General features: G+C 48.6%; 22 protein-coding genes and 1 riboswitch. Of the genes, 19 read left to right on the top strand and 3 right to left on the bottom strand.

Going from position 1 to position 16,348, the window contains the following annotated elements; genetic code table 11:
• Window positions 1-115 precede the first annotated feature (115 nt).
• Window positions 116-319 carry a copper ion binding protein gene (locus tag ACU70B_RS12340; RefSeq protein WP_447185775.1) on the bottom strand — a complete coding sequence of 68 codons (204 nt, stop codon included), beginning with the start codon at window positions 317-319 and terminating at the stop codon, window positions 116-118.
• Between the two features lie 210 nt (window positions 320-529).
• Between ACU70B_RS12340 and ACU70B_RS12335 the strand changes: the two genes are divergently transcribed.
• From ACU70B_RS12335 to ACU70B_RS12250, 18 genes are all read left to right on the top strand, one after another.
• Window positions 530-1,006 (top strand): chemotaxis protein CheW, encoded by a 477-nt coding sequence (locus ACU70B_RS12335; protein ID WP_447183820.1) that lies wholly within the window; start codon window positions 530-532, stop codon window positions 1,004-1,006.
• Window positions 1,007-1,111: 105 nt separating this feature from the next.
• Window positions 1,112-1,480: a holo-ACP synthase gene (gene acpS, locus ACU70B_RS12330; RefSeq protein WP_447183819.1), complete on the top strand. Its 369-nt coding sequence runs from the start codon at window positions 1,112-1,114 to the stop codon at window positions 1,478-1,480.
• A gap of 4 nt (window positions 1,481-1,484) precedes the next feature.
• The gene (locus ACU70B_RS12325) at window positions 1,485-3,035 is read left to right on the top strand and encodes an NAD(P)H-hydrate dehydratase (protein ID WP_447183818.1); all 1,551 of its coding nucleotides are present in this window, start codon (window positions 1,485-1,487) and stop codon (window positions 3,033-3,035) included.
• 21 nt (window positions 3,036-3,056) lie between these two features.
• On the top strand, window positions 3,057-3,512 hold the full coding sequence (locus ACU70B_RS12320) for a CBS domain-containing protein (protein WP_447183817.1): 456 nt from the start codon (window positions 3,057-3,059) through the stop codon (window positions 3,510-3,512).
• Window positions 3,505-4,635, top strand: coding sequence for an alanine racemase (gene alr / locus ACU70B_RS12315; RefSeq protein ID WP_447183816.1), 1,131 nt, complete (start codon window positions 3,505-3,507; stop codon window positions 4,633-4,635). Before ACU70B_RS12320 ends, alr begins: the two co-directional genes overlap by 8 nt.
• Window positions 4,636-4,732: 97 nt before the next feature.
• On the top strand, window positions 4,733-5,002 hold the full coding sequence (locus ACU70B_RS12310; protein WP_447183815.1) for a CopG family ribbon-helix-helix protein: 270 nt from the start codon (window positions 4,733-4,735) through the stop codon (window positions 5,000-5,002).
• Window positions 5,003-5,010: 8 nt separating this feature from the next.
• Window positions 5,011-5,358 (top strand): type II toxin-antitoxin system PemK/MazF family toxin, encoded by a 348-nt coding sequence (locus tag ACU70B_RS12305; RefSeq protein WP_447183814.1) that lies wholly within the window; start codon window positions 5,011-5,013, stop codon window positions 5,356-5,358.
• Window positions 5,359-5,547: 189 nt separating this feature from the next.
• On the top strand, window positions 5,548-6,243 hold the full coding sequence (locus ACU70B_RS12300; protein ID WP_447183813.1) for a gamma-glutamyl-gamma-aminobutyrate hydrolase family protein: 696 nt from the start codon (window positions 5,548-5,550) through the stop codon (window positions 6,241-6,243).
• Window positions 6,244-6,322: 79 nt separating this feature from the next.
• Window positions 6,323-7,459 carry an amidohydrolase gene (locus ACU70B_RS12295; RefSeq protein ID WP_447183812.1) on the top strand — a complete coding sequence of 379 codons (1,137 nt, stop codon included), beginning with the start codon at window positions 6,323-6,325 and terminating at the stop codon, window positions 7,457-7,459.
• Between the two features lies 1 nt (window position 7,460).
• Entirely contained in the window at window positions 7,461-7,652 is a 192-nt protein-coding gene (locus tag ACU70B_RS12290; protein ID WP_447183811.1) for a hypothetical protein, read from the top strand.
• 208 nt (window positions 7,653-7,860) lie between these two features.
• A complete protein-coding gene (locus ACU70B_RS12285) occupies window positions 7,861-9,216 on the top strand; it encodes a glycosyl hydrolase family 18 protein (protein ID WP_447183810.1) in 1,356 nt (451 codons plus the stop codon).
• Between the two features lie 173 nt (window positions 9,217-9,389).
• Window positions 9,390-10,079, top strand: a complete 690-nt coding sequence (locus tag ACU70B_RS12280; RefSeq protein WP_447183809.1) for a uracil-DNA glycosylase — start codon at window positions 9,390-9,392, stop codon at window positions 10,077-10,079.
• A 26-nt stretch (window positions 10,080-10,105) separates the two neighbouring features.
• Entirely contained in the window at window positions 10,106-10,570 is a 465-nt protein-coding gene (gene tsaE / locus ACU70B_RS12275; protein ID WP_447183808.1) for a tRNA (adenosine(37)-N6)-threonylcarbamoyltransferase complex ATPase subunit type 1 TsaE, read from the top strand.
• Window positions 10,564-11,280, top strand: coding sequence for a tRNA (adenosine(37)-N6)-threonylcarbamoyltransferase complex dimerization subunit type 1 TsaB (tsaB, locus tag ACU70B_RS12270; RefSeq protein ID WP_447183807.1), 717 nt, complete (start codon window positions 10,564-10,566; stop codon window positions 11,278-11,280). Before tsaE ends, tsaB begins: the two co-directional genes overlap by 7 nt.
• On the top strand, window positions 11,280-11,768 hold the full coding sequence (rimI, locus tag ACU70B_RS12265) for a ribosomal protein S18-alanine N-acetyltransferase (RefSeq protein ID WP_447183806.1): 489 nt from the start codon (window positions 11,280-11,282) through the stop codon (window positions 11,766-11,768). The genes tsaB and rimI overlap by 1 nt, the downstream gene beginning before the upstream one ends.
• On the top strand, window positions 11,753-12,763 hold the full coding sequence (tsaD, locus tag ACU70B_RS12260) for a tRNA (adenosine(37)-N6)-threonylcarbamoyltransferase complex transferase subunit TsaD (protein ID WP_447183805.1): 1,011 nt from the start codon (window positions 11,753-11,755) through the stop codon (window positions 12,761-12,763). Before rimI ends, tsaD begins: the two co-directional genes overlap by 16 nt.
• Before the next feature lie 156 nt (window positions 12,764-12,919).
• A complete protein-coding gene (gene lgt / locus ACU70B_RS12255) occupies window positions 12,920-13,678 on the top strand; it encodes a prolipoprotein diacylglyceryl transferase (protein WP_447183804.1) in 759 nt (252 codons plus the stop codon).
• A 2-nt stretch (window positions 13,679-13,680) separates the two neighbouring features.
• Window positions 13,681-14,307: a 5-formyltetrahydrofolate cyclo-ligase gene (locus ACU70B_RS12250; RefSeq protein WP_447183803.1), complete on the top strand. Its 627-nt coding sequence runs from the start codon at window positions 13,681-13,683 to the stop codon at window positions 14,305-14,307.
• A gap of 84 nt (window positions 14,308-14,391) precedes the next feature.
• Here ACU70B_RS12250 and ACU70B_RS12245 read toward each other — a convergent pair whose 3' ends face one another.
• Both ACU70B_RS12245 and ACU70B_RS12240 read right to left on the bottom strand, forming a co-directional pair.
• On the bottom strand, window positions 14,392-15,351 hold the full coding sequence (locus ACU70B_RS12245) for an SPFH domain-containing protein (protein WP_447183802.1): 960 nt from the start codon (window positions 15,349-15,351) through the stop codon (window positions 14,392-14,394).
• Between the two features lie 40 nt (window positions 15,352-15,391).
• The gene (locus tag ACU70B_RS12240) at window positions 15,392-15,820 is read right to left on the bottom strand and encodes an NfeD family protein (protein ID WP_447183801.1); all 429 of its coding nucleotides are present in this window, start codon (window positions 15,818-15,820) and stop codon (window positions 15,392-15,394) included.
• A gap of 174 nt (window positions 15,821-15,994) precedes the next feature.
• A riboswitch (molybdenum cofactor riboswitch) is annotated at window positions 15,995-16,113 on the top strand.
• A gap of 55 nt (window positions 16,114-16,168) precedes the next feature.
• On the opposite strand from ACU70B_RS12240, the gene ACU70B_RS12235 reads away from it, so the two are divergent.
• On the top strand, window positions 16,169-16,345 hold the full coding sequence (locus ACU70B_RS12235; RefSeq protein WP_447183800.1) for a hypothetical protein: 177 nt from the start codon (window positions 16,169-16,171) through the stop codon (window positions 16,343-16,345).
• Window positions 16,346-16,348 lie beyond the last annotated feature (3 nt).

The raw sequence follows: 16,348 nt of genomic DNA, 5'->3' as shown, positions 1-16,348 counted from the left end.
AATTCTACCTGAAAAGGCCTGAATCAGTAAGAGGTAAGGCGAATAATTTATCAGGATTTCCAGAGTTGTGGGGCCGGTTTTCCCGGCAATGGGCAAAATCGTTCCGGGCAGGGGCCTATTTAATCTCAAACCCCAGATCCTCGATTTCTTGAATGATTTGTTCCAGTTTTACCTGGCTGTCGTCAAAATCAACATTTACATAGCCTTCGTTATAGTAAGCTGTTACCTCCTTGACGCCATCCAATTGCTTAACCGAAGTTTCGATGTTATGTTTGCAGTGCTGACAGCTCATACCTTGCACCGGCAGCTTTTTAAACATCCTCACTACTATCATTCCTCCTAGCTTTTTATTTAGTTTAACATTTGCATGTTTTTCTATGCTCAATATGTTAAAGTCCTATCTAATAATGTGCCGGCAATTGAATTATAGAAATTATTTGCTACCATAAAGGAAATTGTAACCGTATAATGAATATATATCTTGAGGATAAATTAAGTAGGATAGTTAAGTGGAAAAGGAGGGAATGCAATGGCCGACGAAATTCAACTGGTGGTATTCATGCTAAAGCAGGGTGACGTGGTTTGCGAATATGGCGTACCTATCACCCAGGTCCAAGAAATTATAACTATGACCAGACCCACTCAACTACCGCAGGCGCCCGATTTCGTAGAAGGGATTATTAATCTACGGGGAAAAATTATTCCTATTATTGATTTGAAAAAGAGATTCCAGATGGGAGCTTCAGATATTACCAGCGAAACCCGTAGTGTAGTGGTAGAGGTCGAGGGACATACGGTAGGGATTATAGTTGATGAAGTCAGCGAGGTATTACGGCTGGCAAACAGCGATATTGAACCGCCACCGGCGGTAGTAGGCGGTATTACGGCAGAATATCTGACCGGTGTTGGCAAGATAGAAGGTCGCCTTTTGATTTTGCTGGATATGAATAAAATCTTAAGCGAGAGTGAAAAGGCCGATTTGGTCGGTGTAGCCAGCTCGGATTAACATTGCTCGAAACGCCCTGAAATCTAACCGGTTTCAGGGCTTAATTTTTATTGCCGCCTGAACGCGGGTATAATAATTATTAATAATTGTTTGGGGAGGAATCCGGTGCTTATTGGTGTTGATATAATTGAAATCGAAAGGGTTAAAAAGGCCGTGGAGAGAACCCCTCGCTTTCTGAAGCGGGTTTTTACCAGTCGGGAAGCGGCATATTGCTTGCAGAAGTCTGATCCGTACCCATCCCTGGCCGCCCGCTTTGCCGCTAAAGAAGCGTTACGCAAGCTGCATCCGGCCCTGGCCAGGGGAGTGCGTTTTTGTGACCTGGAAGTGCTCCGGGATGAAGATGGCAGACCAGTGGTAGTCCTTCATGGCGAAGCTCAGCGTCGTTGTCAGTCGGAGGGGATCGGGGGCATAGCGATCAGCCTCTCCCATTCGCGGGAGCAGGCCATTGCGACTGTTGTTGCTGAAAAGGGGTGAGGGTGTGAAGTTGCTAAAAGCGGATGAAATGAAAGCAATCGACCAAGAGGCGAGTAGTGAATATGGCATACCGAGCATAATCCTGATGGAGAATGCGGGGCTTAGAACCCTGGAAGTCATTGAAGAAATATTGGGCGAGAGTAAAAACAAAAGCATAATAATACTGGCCGGAAGGGGCAATAATGGAGGAGACGGGCTGGTAATAGCCCGGCATCTGTTAAACTCCGGGGCGGCAGTAAAAGTATTCCTGACCGGGAAAGCTGATGAACTCACTAATGATTCCCGCTTAAATTATGAAATACTGGTGCGAATGGGAGCGCCTATTCTCCCCCTTATGAGTGACGAGGATCTGGATAGCTTGATGCTTTCCCTGGTGAATGGCGACCTGATTGTGGATGCCCTTTACGGCATAGGCTTTAAAGGCAGCCTGGGTCGGTTTGAATCCCGCGTGGTCAAGATGGTAAACTGGTGCCGGGCCCCGGTGGTAGCGGTGGATATACCTTCCGGGGTAGAAGCCGATACCGGCAGAGTATATGGATTGGCAATAAAGGCCAGCCATACCGTAACCTTTGCCCTGCCCAAAATCGGGCTGGTCCTGGAACCGGGCAAAGAATATGTGGGGACCCTTAGTGTGGCCGACATATCGATACCCACGGTTTTACTTGAAAACAGCAGCATCAAGACCAATTTAATAAATGAGCAGATGGTCAGAATGCTGCTTAAACCCCGGGCTGCCGATACCCACAAAGGCACCTATGGTCATGTCCTGATTATAGGTGGTTCACCCGGTATGGTGGGGGCGGTAACGATGGCTTCGCTGGCAGCTCTGCGTACCGGAGCCGGTCTGGTTACAGCCGCAGTACCTGAATCGCTGGCTGCAGCGGTGGATTCCAGCCTTATGGAGGTAATGACCGCCCCTCTGGCGGAGAACGGGCAATCGGCTATCGCCCCGGAGGCTCTTCCGGTTATCGAAAACCTTCTGGGGACAGTATCCGTCTGCGCTATTGGGCCAGGCATGTCCCGTTATCCCGAAGCCGGAGCTATCGTGCGTTTTGTTCTGGAAAAGGCGGGGGTACCGGTAGTGATTGATGCTGATGGTTTAAATGCCCTGCAGGATGATATTGCTATATTAAAAGACCGCCAGGTTCCTATTGTTCTCACCCCGCATCCGGGTGAGATGGCCCGCCTGACTGGTAAAAGCATAGAGGAAATCCAAACCAACCGGGTAGAATTTGCCCGCAGCTTTGCCCGGGAATGGGGAGTGAGTCTGGTATTAAAGGGAAACAAAACAGTTATCGCCCATCCCTCTGGAGAGGTTTATATTAATATAAGCGGCAATCCGGGGATGGCCACTGCCGGCAGCGGTGATGTACTGTGCGGAGTAATAGCGGGGCTTGTGGCCCAGGGTTTGAAACCGCAGGAAGCAGCCTTTGCCGGGGTTTACCTGCATGGGCAGGCCGGCGATCTGGCTGCCCGGATAAAAGGGGAACGGGGCCTCATAGCCGGAGATCTGATTTCATGTTTACCCGGAGCAATAAAGCAGTATGAATTATAGAATGATAAGGAGGTCAGCCTTATGTTAGCCAGAGAGATCATGACCAGGGATGTTATTACGGTCAGGCCGGATGATAAGGTGGATGAAGCGGCTCATATCCTGCTGGAGAATAAGATTAGCGGAATACCTGTAGTTGATGCCGATGATCGCGTGGTGGGAATTATTACGGAAAAAGATCTGATGGTCAAGGCCAGTGAGTTAAAAGTGCCTTTTTATGTAACCCTGTTTGATAGTATTATTTTTTTGGAAAACCCCATACGTTTTAATAACGAGATAAAAAAATATACCGCCTCCCGGGTAAAAGATGCCATGAGCTCCAAAGTGTTTACGGTGGAAGAAGACACCCCCGTCAGTGAAATTGTGGCGATTATGCAAAAGCGGGCTGTTAATCGTTTACCGGTGGTAAGACACGGTAAACTGGTGGGAATAATTACCCGTAACGATATTTTAAAGAGTCTGGTTAAAAGTAATGGATAATCACAGGCCAACATGGGCAGAAATAGATTTAGCAGCACTCAGGCATAACCTGACCTCAGTCAAGAAATCTGCTGGAGATGCCAGGGTCATGGCAATGGTAAAGGCCAACGCCTATGGTCATGGTATGCTGGAAGTAAGCAAGATTTGCCGGGAAGAAGAGGTTGACTTTTTTGGGGTGGCCAGCCTGGATGAAGCGTTGTCGTTGGCACTGGATATAGATGATATCCCCATCCTGGTTATGGGTAACATCCCCGCAAGGGATGCGGCGGCGGCAGTGGCTGAAGATATAAGAACCACCATTTTTACGCTGGAAGCGGCCCGGAGCCTGTCCCAGGCGGCGCAAAGGCTTAACCGTAAGGCCCGTCTGCACATAAAGCTGGATACGGGCATGGGGCGAATCGGTTTTCTCCCGGACGAGGAGAGCCTTGATCAGGTGCAGGAAATAGCTGCTCTGCCCGGGGTGCAGATTGAAGGCATCTTTACCCATTTTGCCGAAGCGGATGTGGAAAACAGTGATTTTACCCGGCAACAATTAGGAGTTTTTACCGAATTTATCCGCGAACTGGAGGACAGAGGGATACATATCCCGCTTAAGCATTGTTCCAATAGCGCCGCCCTGATGAACTTCCCCGAAGCCCATTTTAACATGATCAGGGCCGGGATAGTGCTGTATGGCTTATATCCCTCGCCGCAAAGCCGGCGGGATAAACTGGATATTATAACGGTGATGACTCTAAAAAGCAGGGTTAGTTGTGTTAAAACCCTGCCAGCCGGGTATGGTATAAGTTATGGCAGAACTTATTGCTGCCAGCAGGATACCCGGGTGGCGACCGTACCCATTGGTTATGCTGACGGCTACAGCCGTTTACTCTCCAACCGGGTGTGGGCAGTAATCAAGGGCAAACGGGTGCCGCTGGTAGGAAATGTCTGTATGGATATGTGCATGTTCGATGTCAGTGGGGTAGGAGAAGTAGAAGAAGGAGATCAGATAATTCTTTTCGGCCGGCCTGAAGACGGGGTAACCGCTGATGATTTGGCTTTAGCGATGGGAACCATAAACTATGAGGTGGTATCAGCGCTGGGGTCGCGGGTACCCAGAGTTTTCAAGAACGACAGGCTCTAATACAAATTATTGCAATTATTGGATTTGCGAGCCCTCTTGCTGACTAATATAATAAGTGTATCAGTGGGATTTTTTATTAGCGTGGAGGTGCTCGAATTTGCCATCCTCGAAAAGAATTATAATAACGATTCCTGAAAGTCTCCTCGGCGAAGTTGATGATATAAAATATATTGAGTGTAAAAACCGGAGTGAGATATTTAGAGAGGCAATCAGATTTTATCTTGGGGAGCGGAAAAAGAAATTACTTATTGAGCAGATGAAAAAAGGCTATCTGGAAATGGCTGAAATCAATTTAAATATGGCCTGTGAGAATTCGGGCCTGGAGGAAGAAGCCCTGTCTAACTGTATAGAAAATCTGTTGGAGTGATAACGTGCATGATCAAACGAGGTGAAATTTATTTTGCCCAGCTAAATCCGGTAGTGGGCTCGGAACAGGGAGGTATCCGCCCGGTACTGGTGGTTCAGAACGACATCGGCAACCAGTACAGCCCGACCACGATTATACTGGCCATAACCTCCCAGATTAACAAGGCCAAGTTGCCTACCCATGTGGAAATCGACGCTATTACTTACGGACTGGAAAGGGATTCCGTAATACTGGCAGAACAGATCAGAACCATTGACAAGACTCGTTTGAAACAGCGTATAGCAGTTTTGAAAGATGAGACCATGTTAAAGGTTGACAAGGCGCTGCTTATCAGTTTGGGGCTGGAGGAAATATAGTTACATAAAACATTAAAGTGTTGGCGGAGCCAGGGATTGGGACAACCCAATCCCTTATTTTTTTGCCTGTCTGTTTAGCTTTTGCGAGGGTGTCAAGGATACGAGGGGATATTTGCCACCCCGCTTGCCGGAAATTATAACTTTCCGCAGGCATACATTTTATAAAGGTTAGCTTAAGGAGGGGATATTTTGCGACCGCTGATAGGAATCTGCAGCAACTACAATATGGAGAGCGGGGAGTACTGCCTGCGTGATTATTACGTGGATAGTCTTTACCGGGCCGGAGCAAGCGCTGTTTTGCTGCCGCCGGTCGAAGACCTGAACCTGTTGGAACAATACCTGCAGGTCTGTAAAGGTTATGTTTTCCCGGGCGGAGGGGATGTGGACCCTTTCCACTGGGGGGAATTACCAGGCTGGGGGCTGGGTGAAATCAACCCCCGCCGCGATTATTTTGAATTGAAGCTGGCAGAACTGATAATGGACCGAAAATTACCGGCTTTGGGGATTTGCCGTGGATGCCAGGTTTTAAACGTAGCCGCCCGGGGAAGTCTCGTGCAGGATATCAGTTCCCCCCTGAGGCATCAGCAAAAGGCCCCCCGGGACTACCCTTTTCATGATATAGTAATTAAACCGGGAACCCTCTTGGACAAGATTTTGGACGAGGCTGAAATCAGGGTCAACAGCTTTCATCATCAGGCGGTTGAGCGGCCAGGCCGGGGCATGCGCATAAGTGCCTTTGCTCCGGATGGTATAATAGAAGCAATTGAGAGTGTTGAAGCCCCGTTTATCCTTGGAGTACAATGGCATCCCGAATGTATGCGGGATAAGGCTTCTGAGCAGCTTTTCAAGGCTCTGGTGCGGGCGGCCAAAACAGCGGGTAATTAACAGGCAGATAATACCGGGCTTTAGGTAGAACCGCAGCCTGGTGGAATTCATAGAATAATGTTGTGGGGGAGAGAGAAGCATGATAGCAATCAAAGGCGGCAGGATACTCACTATGGGGGAAGCCGGAAGCCTGGATGACGGGGTCATACTGGTAGAAGGCGGGATTATTCAAGCAGTGGGGAAAGACGTGGTAATTCCTGCAAGCTGCCAGACTATAGACGCCGGCGGCAAGTATATATGTCCGGGATTTATCGACGGGCATACCCATATTGGCCTGGAGGAAGAAATTTACCGGGTAGAAGGCGATGATGTCAACGAGACCAGTGACCCCCTGACTCCACAACTGAGGGCGCTTGACGGGATAAACTTTTCTGATCTGGCTTTTGCCGACGCTCTGCGGGGTGGTGTTACCCGTTCCATGTGCATGCCCGGCAGTGCCAATATAATTGGGGGGCAGGCGGTATTTCTGAAGCACCTGGCCCCCTCCTTGCCGGAGATGATTTATCGGCATCCCTGGGGTTTAAAAGCCGCCCTGGGGGAAAACCCCAAAAGGGTCTACGGGGCGCAGAAGAAGACGCCCCGTACCCGTATGGCCAGTGCCAGTCTGATGCGGGAGGCTCTTTACCATGCTCGCCAGGTTATGGCCAAGGAAGAAGCGGAGATAAAAGACTTTCCCAAACAGGAGGTGCTGATAAAGGTTCTAAAAAAGGAACTGCCGTTATTGCTTCATGTACACCGCGCCGATGATATGCTTACCGCCTTACGCATTAAGGACGAATTTGATATAAATTTAATCATCCAGCATGGTACCGAGGCTTTTCTCATTGCTGACGAGCTGGTGAAAAGAGACGTGCCTGTCTTTCTGGGACCTTTGCTGGTAAACCGGGCCAAGGTGGAAATGAAGGAAGTATCATTTAAAAATGCCGGCCTGCTGGCTGGGCAAGGAGTAAAGTTTGCTCTGATAACCGACCATCCCGTAGTGCCCATAGAACACCTGCGGGTTTGTGCTGCCCTGGCAGTGCGAGAGGGATTGGATGAAGAGCTGGCTTTGCGGGCAATTACCCTGTGGCCGGCAGAAATACTGGGCGTTGACAGCGAGTTGGGAAGTATAGCGGCGGGGAAGCGGGCTGACCTGGCTATCTTCGACGCTCATCCCTTTGATTTCAGATCCCGGCTCAGTCTGGTTATGGTGGATGGCAAGATTTGGGGGGCTTAACTTGAACAAGGGCGATTTTTTTACCGTATATCTTAACGGCGTAATGATGACTATATGTGTTCTCGGTTTTTATAATGAGGAATACAGCGGGGAGGAAATGGCCGTAATCGCGGTGGTGAACCAGGAGAATATGGTTCATGTCCCTCTGGAGGATCTGGAGATACTCTTCCCCCGCAGCCGGTTTGTAAACTAGCAGATGGTGCAATGGATGGTATCGCCTCCCCGTCAGCCTCTTGCCTGCCTGGGTTTTCCCAAGATGAAATTTTTACAAGGCTTTTCAGTGAAAGTAATGCAAGAATTAACCCTATTATTATATAGATTGCCTTTCCCCATAAATTACTTCAAGGAATAGCGCCTGCCAGCCGGAAATACTTGAAGAAAAACTAAAAGAGGTGATGTTATTGCGACTGAGACATATCTTAATAATGCTGGCGGTTTTGCTTCTTACCCTCGGGCTTGCGGGCAGCGCCGTGGCTGATACCGGCCCCGGGATAAGAATTGACGGTAAGCTGCATCAGGTGGAGCCACCTCCCCAGATTACAGGAAGCAGAACCATGGTACCCATCCGCTTTGTTATTGAAGACGAAGCCCTGAACGGTCAGGTCTACTGGGATGCCGACCTCAAGAAAGTGGCAATGGATGTCCGGGGCCAATACATAGAATTTTTTATCGGCGATAATAAAGCCGAGGTGGACGGGCAGATAAAGTATTTTGATACTGCCCCCTACATATACGAGGATCGTACCTATATTCCCCTCCGGTTTCTGGCGGAAAATCTGGGCGCTGTGGTAGGCTGGAAGGCGGCCGAGCAGGAAGTAATAATAGACTTTCAGCATCGCCCCGAGGTATTTGCTTATTATTACTATACCCGGGGGACCGAACTGCAGGATAATCTGCACTTGTTTACCGATATTGCTTTCCGCTGGTTTCAAACTAACCCTAAAGGCGAGTTGTCTTACGAATACCAGGATGACTATGAAAAGATTTTGCAAATGGTGCGCCAAAAGGGTATCAGAACTCATGCCAGCGTAGTTCTGATGGGCAAAGACCCACTGCACCGTTTGCTTTCCAGCCAGCAAAGCCGGGCTTTACTGATAGGCAATCTCCTGGATGAAGTGCAAAAGAACAATTACGATGGGATCAATATCGACTTTGAGCTTATGGATTACCGGGACGCGGGCCTGTTTACCTCGTTCCTGCAAGAACTGAAGACGGCCATGGGAGAGGACAAGATGCTGTCGGTAGCTGTTTACGCCCGTACGGGCAAGGAGTCCTGGCCCACTCCCTATCAGTATAAAAAGATTGGCCGGATAGTGGACCGGGTAGTGGTGATGGCCTATGACTATAGTTACACTACCTCCAAACCGGGACCGGTAGCTCCCCTGTGGTGGGTAAAAGATGCGACCGATTATATGATTGACAGCATGCCCCGGGAAAAAATCCTGCTGGGGTTGCCCACTTACGGCTACAACTGGTCTCCCGGCAGTAATGCAGTCACGGTTACGGCTAAAAAACTGGCGGAGATTGAGAGCCGCTACGAAGTTCAGAAGTGTTTTGACCAGGACAGTATGAGTCCTTATTATCTCTATTATGATGAAAATGGAGGCCGCCATGAGATCTGGATGGAGAATGAACAGAGCCTGAATGAAAAATGGACGGTGGCTCTGGAAAATCGCTTGGCAGGTATATCCTTCTGGCGTATCGGCAACGGCTTCGATGACCTCTACCGGGTTCTTAACAAAAACCTTAGTCAGTAGGCTGAAATCATTTTTAAGCGGGTTGACTTGACCAATCCGCTTTATTTTTATGCCAAAAACGTTGTTAATCTGTGTTAATCTGTGGTTAATAAAACCCATTCAGGCTTATCCAGCAGGCAAAATAAATGGAAGTTTATCCGGAGAACGGTTAGAATTGAGCGGGAGGGGAGAAAATGTCTATTGAACAACCCGATTTATTTGGTCAGCCGGAACTGCCGGAACAGTATAAGGAGAAGAGCGGGGAAGAAGAAAGACCGCTTTATCTTCCCTTCATTCCTGGAGTAAAAGCGGAGGATGCTTATTTGGAGCTAAAAACCCTGGAAGAACTGGAACAACAGGCCAGGAACTGTCAACGATGCCGATTAAGAGAGGGTTGCCAGCAGGTGGTATTTGGCGAGGGAAAGGGCAATACTCGCTTGATGCTGGTGGGCGAGGGACCGGGCATGGAAGAAGACCGTCAAGGCAGGCCTTTTGTGGGAAGAGCCGGGCAACTGCTGGACAAGATCCTACAGGCGGCAGAACTGCCCCGACCGGAGGTTTTTATAGCCAATGTGGTCAAATGCCGTCCGCCCGGGAACCGTTTGCCCAACCCGGATGAAGTCAAGGAATGCCGCAATTATTTGGAGGCCCAGATCCGCTTTATTAAACCGGAGATTTTAGTATGTCTCGGCTCGCTGGCCAGCCAGGCAGTAATAGACCCCAGAGCCCGAATTACTGCAATAAGAGGTAAATGGTTTGGCCGGCAGGGTATTAAAATAATGGCAACCTTTCACCCTGCGGCACTGCTGCGCAATGAGTCTTATAAGAGGCCGACCTGGGAAGACTTTAAGCAGATCCGGGACGAGTACTATAAGCGAGATTAATGGAGATGTATAGAGGTGAAGACTGTTTGCTGATAACGGTACATAGCGAGGAAGAAATGATATCCCTGGGAGGATTGCTGGCTCGGGTGCTGGAGAAGAACGATATAGTGTACCTGACAGGTGAGCTGGGGGCCGGCAAAACCACCCTGGTAAGGGGTGTTGCGCGCGGTCTGGGTTATGCCGGCAGAGTAACCAGCCCCACCTTTACCCTTATGAATGTCTACCCGGCAGATATAAACCTATTTCATTTTGATTTTTATCGCCTGGAGGGGGGCGATTTAGGTGACCTGGGATTGGAGGATTATCTGGAAAAGGAAGGCTTGAGCCTGATTGAGTGGCCCCAGGCTGGCGCTGCCAAGCTGCCTTCCGAAGCCCTGCTGGTAAACATTGAACTGGTGGAGGGAGACTATGAACGCGAGCGGCTGGTCAGGTTAAGCGGTAAAGGGGACCGCTATCAGGCTAAAGTGGAGGAAGTTAAGCGATTATGCTGATACTGGCGATAGACAGTGCCACGCCGGTGGCCGGGGTGGCTTTGATGAATGACGGTAGACTCATTAAAGAGGAGTTTTCCAATTATAAAAAGACTCATTCGGAAACCCTGATGCTGATGGTAGACCGGGTTTTAAGCGAGTGTGAATGTACGGTCAACCAGGTTGATGTTTTCGCCGTAACTACAGGCCCCGGGTCTTTTACCGGCTTAAGAATTGGCTTGGCGGCAGTCAAGGGATTGAGTATGGCTGTGGGCAGACCGGTAGTAGGGGTGTCTACCCTGGATACACTGGCCCACAATATCTGTGCCGGCGAAGCTCTGGTCTGTCCCCTGCTGGATGCACGCAAGCAGGAAGTTTATTGCGGCTTTTATGATGTTGCCGGTAAACTGCCCTTGCCATTGCTGGAACCCATGGCCTGTTCACCGGAAGAATTCCTGGAATATGCACTCAAGGCGGCCGCGAAACATGCCAAAAATCGTATTGTTCTCCTGGGGGATGGCTATTATCCTTATACTGAATTCTTTGTGGAAAAGCTGGGGAAACGATTAGTAGTACCTCCCCCGCATTTAATGCTTCCCCGGGCATCGGCACTGGCCGGCCTGGGGGCAGATAAATTTGCCAAGGGGCTTGTGGAAGATATCATACAATTGCGGCCTTCATATATACGCTTATCTGAAGCTGAGTCTCGTTTGGGAAGAGGAGAGTTATAATGCTTAATCGCAGCTTTATCTTAAGGAAAATGACCTTACAGGATATAGATGAAGTCATGCAGATCGAAAAACAATCTTTTACCCTGCCTTGGTCGCGGGAGTCCTATCTGGGAGAATTAAAAAACAACTTTGCCACCTATCTGGTATGCGATTGCGAAGGGGAAGTCGCGGGATACGGCGGAATTTGGGTAGTCTTTGAAGAGGCCCATATAACCAATGTTGCGGTGGCTTTAGACTTCCGCCAGGCCGGTATCGGAACTGCCGTAATGGAAGAATTGGAAAAAACCGCCCGGGAAAAAAAGGCCCGGCGCATACTCCTGGAAGTTCGCCCTTCCAACCGGGCCGCCCTGAAGATGTATCAAAACCTGGACTATCTTCCTACCGGAGTGCGGAAACATTACTACTCTGATAACAATGAAGACGCCATTATAATGACAAAATTCCTTTTTGATAACGGGAAAGGTGAGATAGATTGCAAGACGTATTAATTCTGGGTATAGAGACTTCCTGCGATGAGACTGCTGCTGCCGTGGTTAAAAACGGGCGGGATATACTGTCCGATGTGGTTAATTCCCAAATCGATATTCATTCCCAATTCGGCGGAGTAGTACCGGAAATAGCATCCCGCAAGCACATAGAGAATATAGGCCTGGTGGTAGACACCGCTTTTAAAAACGCGGGTCTGTCCTATGCTGATATTGACGCTGTAGCCGTTACCAACCGGCCCGGTTTGATTGGAGCTTTGCTGGTGGGCTTGTCGTTTGCCAAGGCCTTTGCCTATGCGCTTAATCGCCCTCTGCTGGCGGTCAACCACCTGGAGGGTCATATCTATGCCAACTTCCTGGAGCATTCCGCGATTGAACTTCCTGCCCTATGCCTGGTGGTCTCAGGAGGCCATACCAGCCTGCTCTATATGCCCTCCATAGGCGAATATGAGCTCGTTGGCGAAACCCGCGACGATGCTGCCGGAGAAGCCTTTGACAAGGTGGCTCGTTTTTTAGGCCTGGGTTACCCGGGAGGCCCGGCCATTCAGAGGGCAGCCGAAAAAGGCGAGGCCGGCAAGGTAAGCCTGCCCCGGGTCTTCCTCGATAGAAACGATTTTGAGTTCAGCTTCAGCGGTTTGAAAACCGCCGCCATGAACGAATGGAATAAGCTTAAGCGCAGGGGACTGGCTAATGTAAATGATTTAGCGGCAGAGTTTCAGGCGGCGCTGGTGGAAGTACTGGTGGAAAAAACCATACATGCTGCGGGCAGATTTAATGCCCGGTCAATACTCTTGGCGGGAGGAGTGGCAGCCAATCAAGAGCTGCGAAATCTGATGAAAAATAGAGGACGGGAGGAGGGATTGCCCGTATATTATCCTTCTTTGCATTTATGCACCGACAATGCGGCTATGATAGCCGGTAATGCCCATATTAACTATATTAGAAAGATTTATGCCCCCCTTAATGTCAATGCCTATCCTGGTCTATTGTCCCTGTGAAAAGTGCTTGTGGATAATGTGTATAAGTCTGTTGATAAGTGATTTACCGCATCTGGCAAATGTGAGACTTAGCTGTGAGGTCCTAGCGTAAAATGTCGTTGCCTTAATATAGAACAAAGCTTCCTGTGGATAACTGGGAAGTAAGGAGTGATAAGAGTGCAGCCGGTTTTATTTACTATTGGAAAAATAAGTATATTCTCCTGGGGCTTGATGCTGGCTATAGCTGTAGTTGTAGCCATTATCGGTATCAGCCGACTATTTGACCGGGAAGGTTATGAACGGGATATGGTGCTTGATCTGGTCATGCTCTGTGTCATATTTGGCATTATAGGAGCTCGCATAGCTTATGTTTTTACCTACGATTGGGCTGCCTTCCTGTCCGAACCCCTGATGCTTTTCAGACTGCAGGACGGGGGCATCAGAGGGATGGCCTGGTACGGCGGGCTGGTTGGAGGGCTGATCCCCTTTATCATCTATCTGCGTAAAAAAAATTTATCCTTCTGGAAGGTAGCCGATATGTTTGCTCCTTACCTGGCTTTGGGTTATGCCCTGGTACGAATCGGGTGTTTCTTAAACGGGTGCTGCTACGGAAATATAACGGAATCAGCCTGCGGTGTGGTTTTCCCGGCTGTGGATGCCTATCATCGGCATCCTACCCAGCTTTATAGTTCAGCCCTGAATATCCTTCTGTTTATAATACTCATAAGTTTTTACCCGCGGCGTAAATTTCCCGGCCAGATATTTTTACTCTATGTTATCGGGTATTCGGTTTATCGTTTCATCGTTGAATTTTTCCGCTCCAACGAAATTTTCATTGGACTGTTGTCGATTGGTCAGGTTTATACCCTGGCTTTATTGGTTCTGGCTCTGCTGGCCTATTACTGGATAAAATCACGTCATCAGGAGGGGGTTTGAGCGTGGCGGACAGAGCGAATCGGGAGATTAACGGGGGGAAAATGCCAATAGAATCGATACAGGCCAGAAGGGATTCCCTGCGCAAGAAGATGGCGGCCAGAAGGAAAGATATGTCCAGCCTGGAGGTGGATGAGCTGAGCGCGCAGATTTTTAAACGGCTGGAGCAGCTGCAGCCGCTGGCCGGGGCACAGGTGATAATGGGGTATAGCAGTATTAAAAATGAGGTTAACCTTATTCCCTGGTTGGTGCAGCTCAAGGAACAGGGAAGGACTATACTGCTTCCGCGGGTAGAGGGCAACTGCCTGGAGGCAATAGAGCTTAAGGATTGGGATGACATGGGACGCGGGTCTTTTGGTATTCGTGAACCCCGAGGGGAAGCCTTTGCGGTTGAAAAAATCGATGTGGTTCTAGTCCCTGGTCTGGTTTTTGATGCCAATGGATACCGGCTGGGATATGGCAAGGGCTACTATGACCGTTTCCTGCCCCGTCTGAGCAAGCAGTGTTTCAACTGTGGGGTCTGTTATGAATATCAAGTAGCGGATAATGTTTTCCCTAATCCCGCAGATGTACCGGTACACTGGATAGTTACTGACCGTTCTGAAATAGCAGTGGACATGAGTTTTTTCTAAATAGACAAATAAGGGGGGCGTTTCTCCGGTTCACCTTTTAAAAGTAAACCGGAGAAACGCCCCCTTTTGTTTTTGGTCTGTTAGTTAAGGATTTACTTGCCCACTTCCAGCGGGGTTATCCTGAGCAGCTTCCTTAAGGGCGGCAAATACCCCACCCAGTCCGGCAAGGTCAGACGGGATGATGAGCTTGGTCGCTTGCCCATCGCCTATTACTTTCAGGGCCTCAAGGGATTTAAGAGCCAGAACCTTTTCATCCGGGTAAGATTCTCTCAGCATAACCAGGCTATCAGCCAGGGCTTTTTGCACCAGCAATACTGCCTGCGATTCACCTTCAGCTTCCAGTATTTTAGCTTGTCGGGCTCCCTCGGCCTCGCGTATGTTAGCCTCTTTAACCGCTTCGGCATTCAATATAGCAGATTGTTTGCGCCCTTCGGCTTCCAGAATGGCAGCCGTTTTCTGTCCCTCTGCCCGAAGAATAGCCTCTCTTTTCTCTCTTTCCGCCCGCATCTGTTTTTCCATGGCGTTCTGAATATCCTGGGGTGGTAAAATATTTTTTAATTCCACCCGGTTTACTTTAATGCCCCATTTATCAGTAGCTTCATCCAGTATAACCCTCAGGCGGGTATTGACTATATCTCGGGAAGTCAGTGTCTCATCGAGTTCCAAATCACCTACGATGTTTCTCAGGGTAGTAGCGGTAAGGTTTTCAATAGCCAGAATGGGATTGGCAATTTCGTAAGTGTATCCGAAGGCATCAGTAACCTGGTAGTAAATTACAGTGTCAATCATCATGGTAACATTGTCCTTGGTTATTACCGGCTGAGGAGGAAAATCCACTACCTGCTCACGCAGATCCACCACCGTTCGGAAGGAGTCGATAAAGGGAATGATAACGTTAATCCCTTGTTCCGCCATCTTGTGAAACTTACCTAATCTCTCAACAACGCCCACCGTAGCCTGCCTGATAATCTTAATGGATGAAAAAGCGATTATTATAACGAAGAGAACGATAACGAGGTCGACAAAAATCCTTATTATCTGCATATATAAATTTCCCCTTTCAATTATTTTTGAGTTTTAATTCTCAATCGATAGATTTGACCACCTGCAGTTTTACCCCATCGATACCGGTAACCATAATTCTGCTGCCTTCTTCAATTTTTTCACCGGATATAGCGGTCCAGATTTCACCGTTTACTTTAACCTGCCCAAAGTGGAGAGGCTCAATACTGCTGGTAGCGATACCGTGCTGGCCAATCAGCGCATTGACATTGCTCAGGGTATCATTGGTTTTAAAGAGCTTCATGGCCAGGGGACGGGTAAAAATGATAAATAATAGGGTCAAAAAAGCAAAGACGAGCAACTGGGCTTCAAGCGAGGGCAGCCATCCTACACTTACAGCCCCAGCCACAATCAGGGCTGCCAGGGCCAGCCAGAGAAACCATAGCCCCACGGTAACGATCTCAATGGCTCCGCACACAACGGCTGCCAGTATCCATTGTACAGCTGTCATTTTTAAACAACCTCCTGCCGGATGGCTTTGAATTTATAATTATTATTTATTAATTAAGATGATACCATAGTTATGCCTCTTTTCTACAGTATAACCGCTATGAGGATTTGCAATAGACGAAGATTTTGTAAATAATTGTAGTAGCAATAAAAATGATGAATGTTGTATAATTAAGCAACATGGAGACTCCGATTTAGTTGGCCTAAGACCTATGGGTTATGGCGGCTGAACGAGAGGGTATACCGGGAAACCTGTATGCCTCCTGTTTGGAAAGGAGTATACCAGTTATGCTTGAGGTTGTATACTCCCTTTTTGAGGGAGTTATTTTTTTAGGGGAGGTTTTAAATAATGGCGGAAGAGAAGGAAATAATGGTAAAGCTGCAGGAGATGTTTCCCAATGGTAAAATGAGCTGCTCCGAGGCTCGTGAATTAGCGGAAAAATTGGATGTTGCATTAGGAGATATGGGGAAATTGTGTGACCAGGCGGGAATTAAGATTTTTGCCTGCGAATTGGGTTGCTTCTAATTT

This window comes from Syntrophomonas curvata, from assembly GCF_052976825.1.
The sequence above is the reverse complement of the archived record's forward strand: the minus strand, read 5'-3'. Positions and strand labels throughout refer to the sequence as shown.

Excerpts from the sequence above, each read along its gene's own strand:
- rimI (WP_447183806.1), top strand. The coding sequence starts at position 11,280 with ATGCTTAATCGCAGCTTTATCTTAAGGAAAATGACCTTACAGGATATA.
- ACU70B_RS12295 (WP_447183812.1), top strand. The coding sequence starts at position 6,323 with ATGATAGCAATCAAAGGCGGCAGGATACTCACTATGGGGGAAGCCGGA.
- ACU70B_RS12245 (WP_447183802.1), bottom strand. The coding sequence starts at position 15,351 with ATGCAGATAATAAGGATTTTTGTCGACCTCGTTATCGTTCTCTTCGTT.
- alr (WP_447183816.1), top strand. The coding sequence starts at position 3,505 with ATGGATAATCACAGGCCAACATGGGCAGAAATAGATTTAGCAGCACTC.
- ACU70B_RS12280 (WP_447183809.1), top strand. The coding sequence starts at position 9,390 with ATGTCTATTGAACAACCCGATTTATTTGGTCAGCCGGAACTGCCGGAA.
- tsaB (WP_447183807.1), top strand. The coding sequence starts at position 10,564 with ATGCTGATACTGGCGATAGACAGTGCCACGCCGGTGGCCGGGGTGGCT.
- ACU70B_RS12305 (WP_447183814.1), top strand. The coding sequence starts at position 5,011 with ATGATCAAACGAGGTGAAATTTATTTTGCCCAGCTAAATCCGGTAGTG.
- ACU70B_RS12235 (WP_447183800.1), top strand. The coding sequence starts at position 16,169 with ATGGCGGAAGAGAAGGAAATAATGGTAAAGCTGCAGGAGATGTTTCCC.
- ACU70B_RS12320 (WP_447183817.1), top strand. The coding sequence starts at position 3,057 with ATGTTAGCCAGAGAGATCATGACCAGGGATGTTATTACGGTCAGGCCG.
- ACU70B_RS12335 (WP_447183820.1), top strand. The coding sequence starts at position 530 with ATGGCCGACGAAATTCAACTGGTGGTATTCATGCTAAAGCAGGGTGAC.
- ACU70B_RS12240 (WP_447183801.1), bottom strand. The coding sequence starts at position 15,820 with ATGACAGCTGTACAATGGATACTGGCAGCCGTTGTGTGCGGAGCCATT.
- ACU70B_RS12340 (WP_447185775.1), bottom strand. The coding sequence starts at position 319 with ATGTTTAAAAAGCTGCCGGTGCAAGGTATGAGCTGTCAGCACTGCAAA.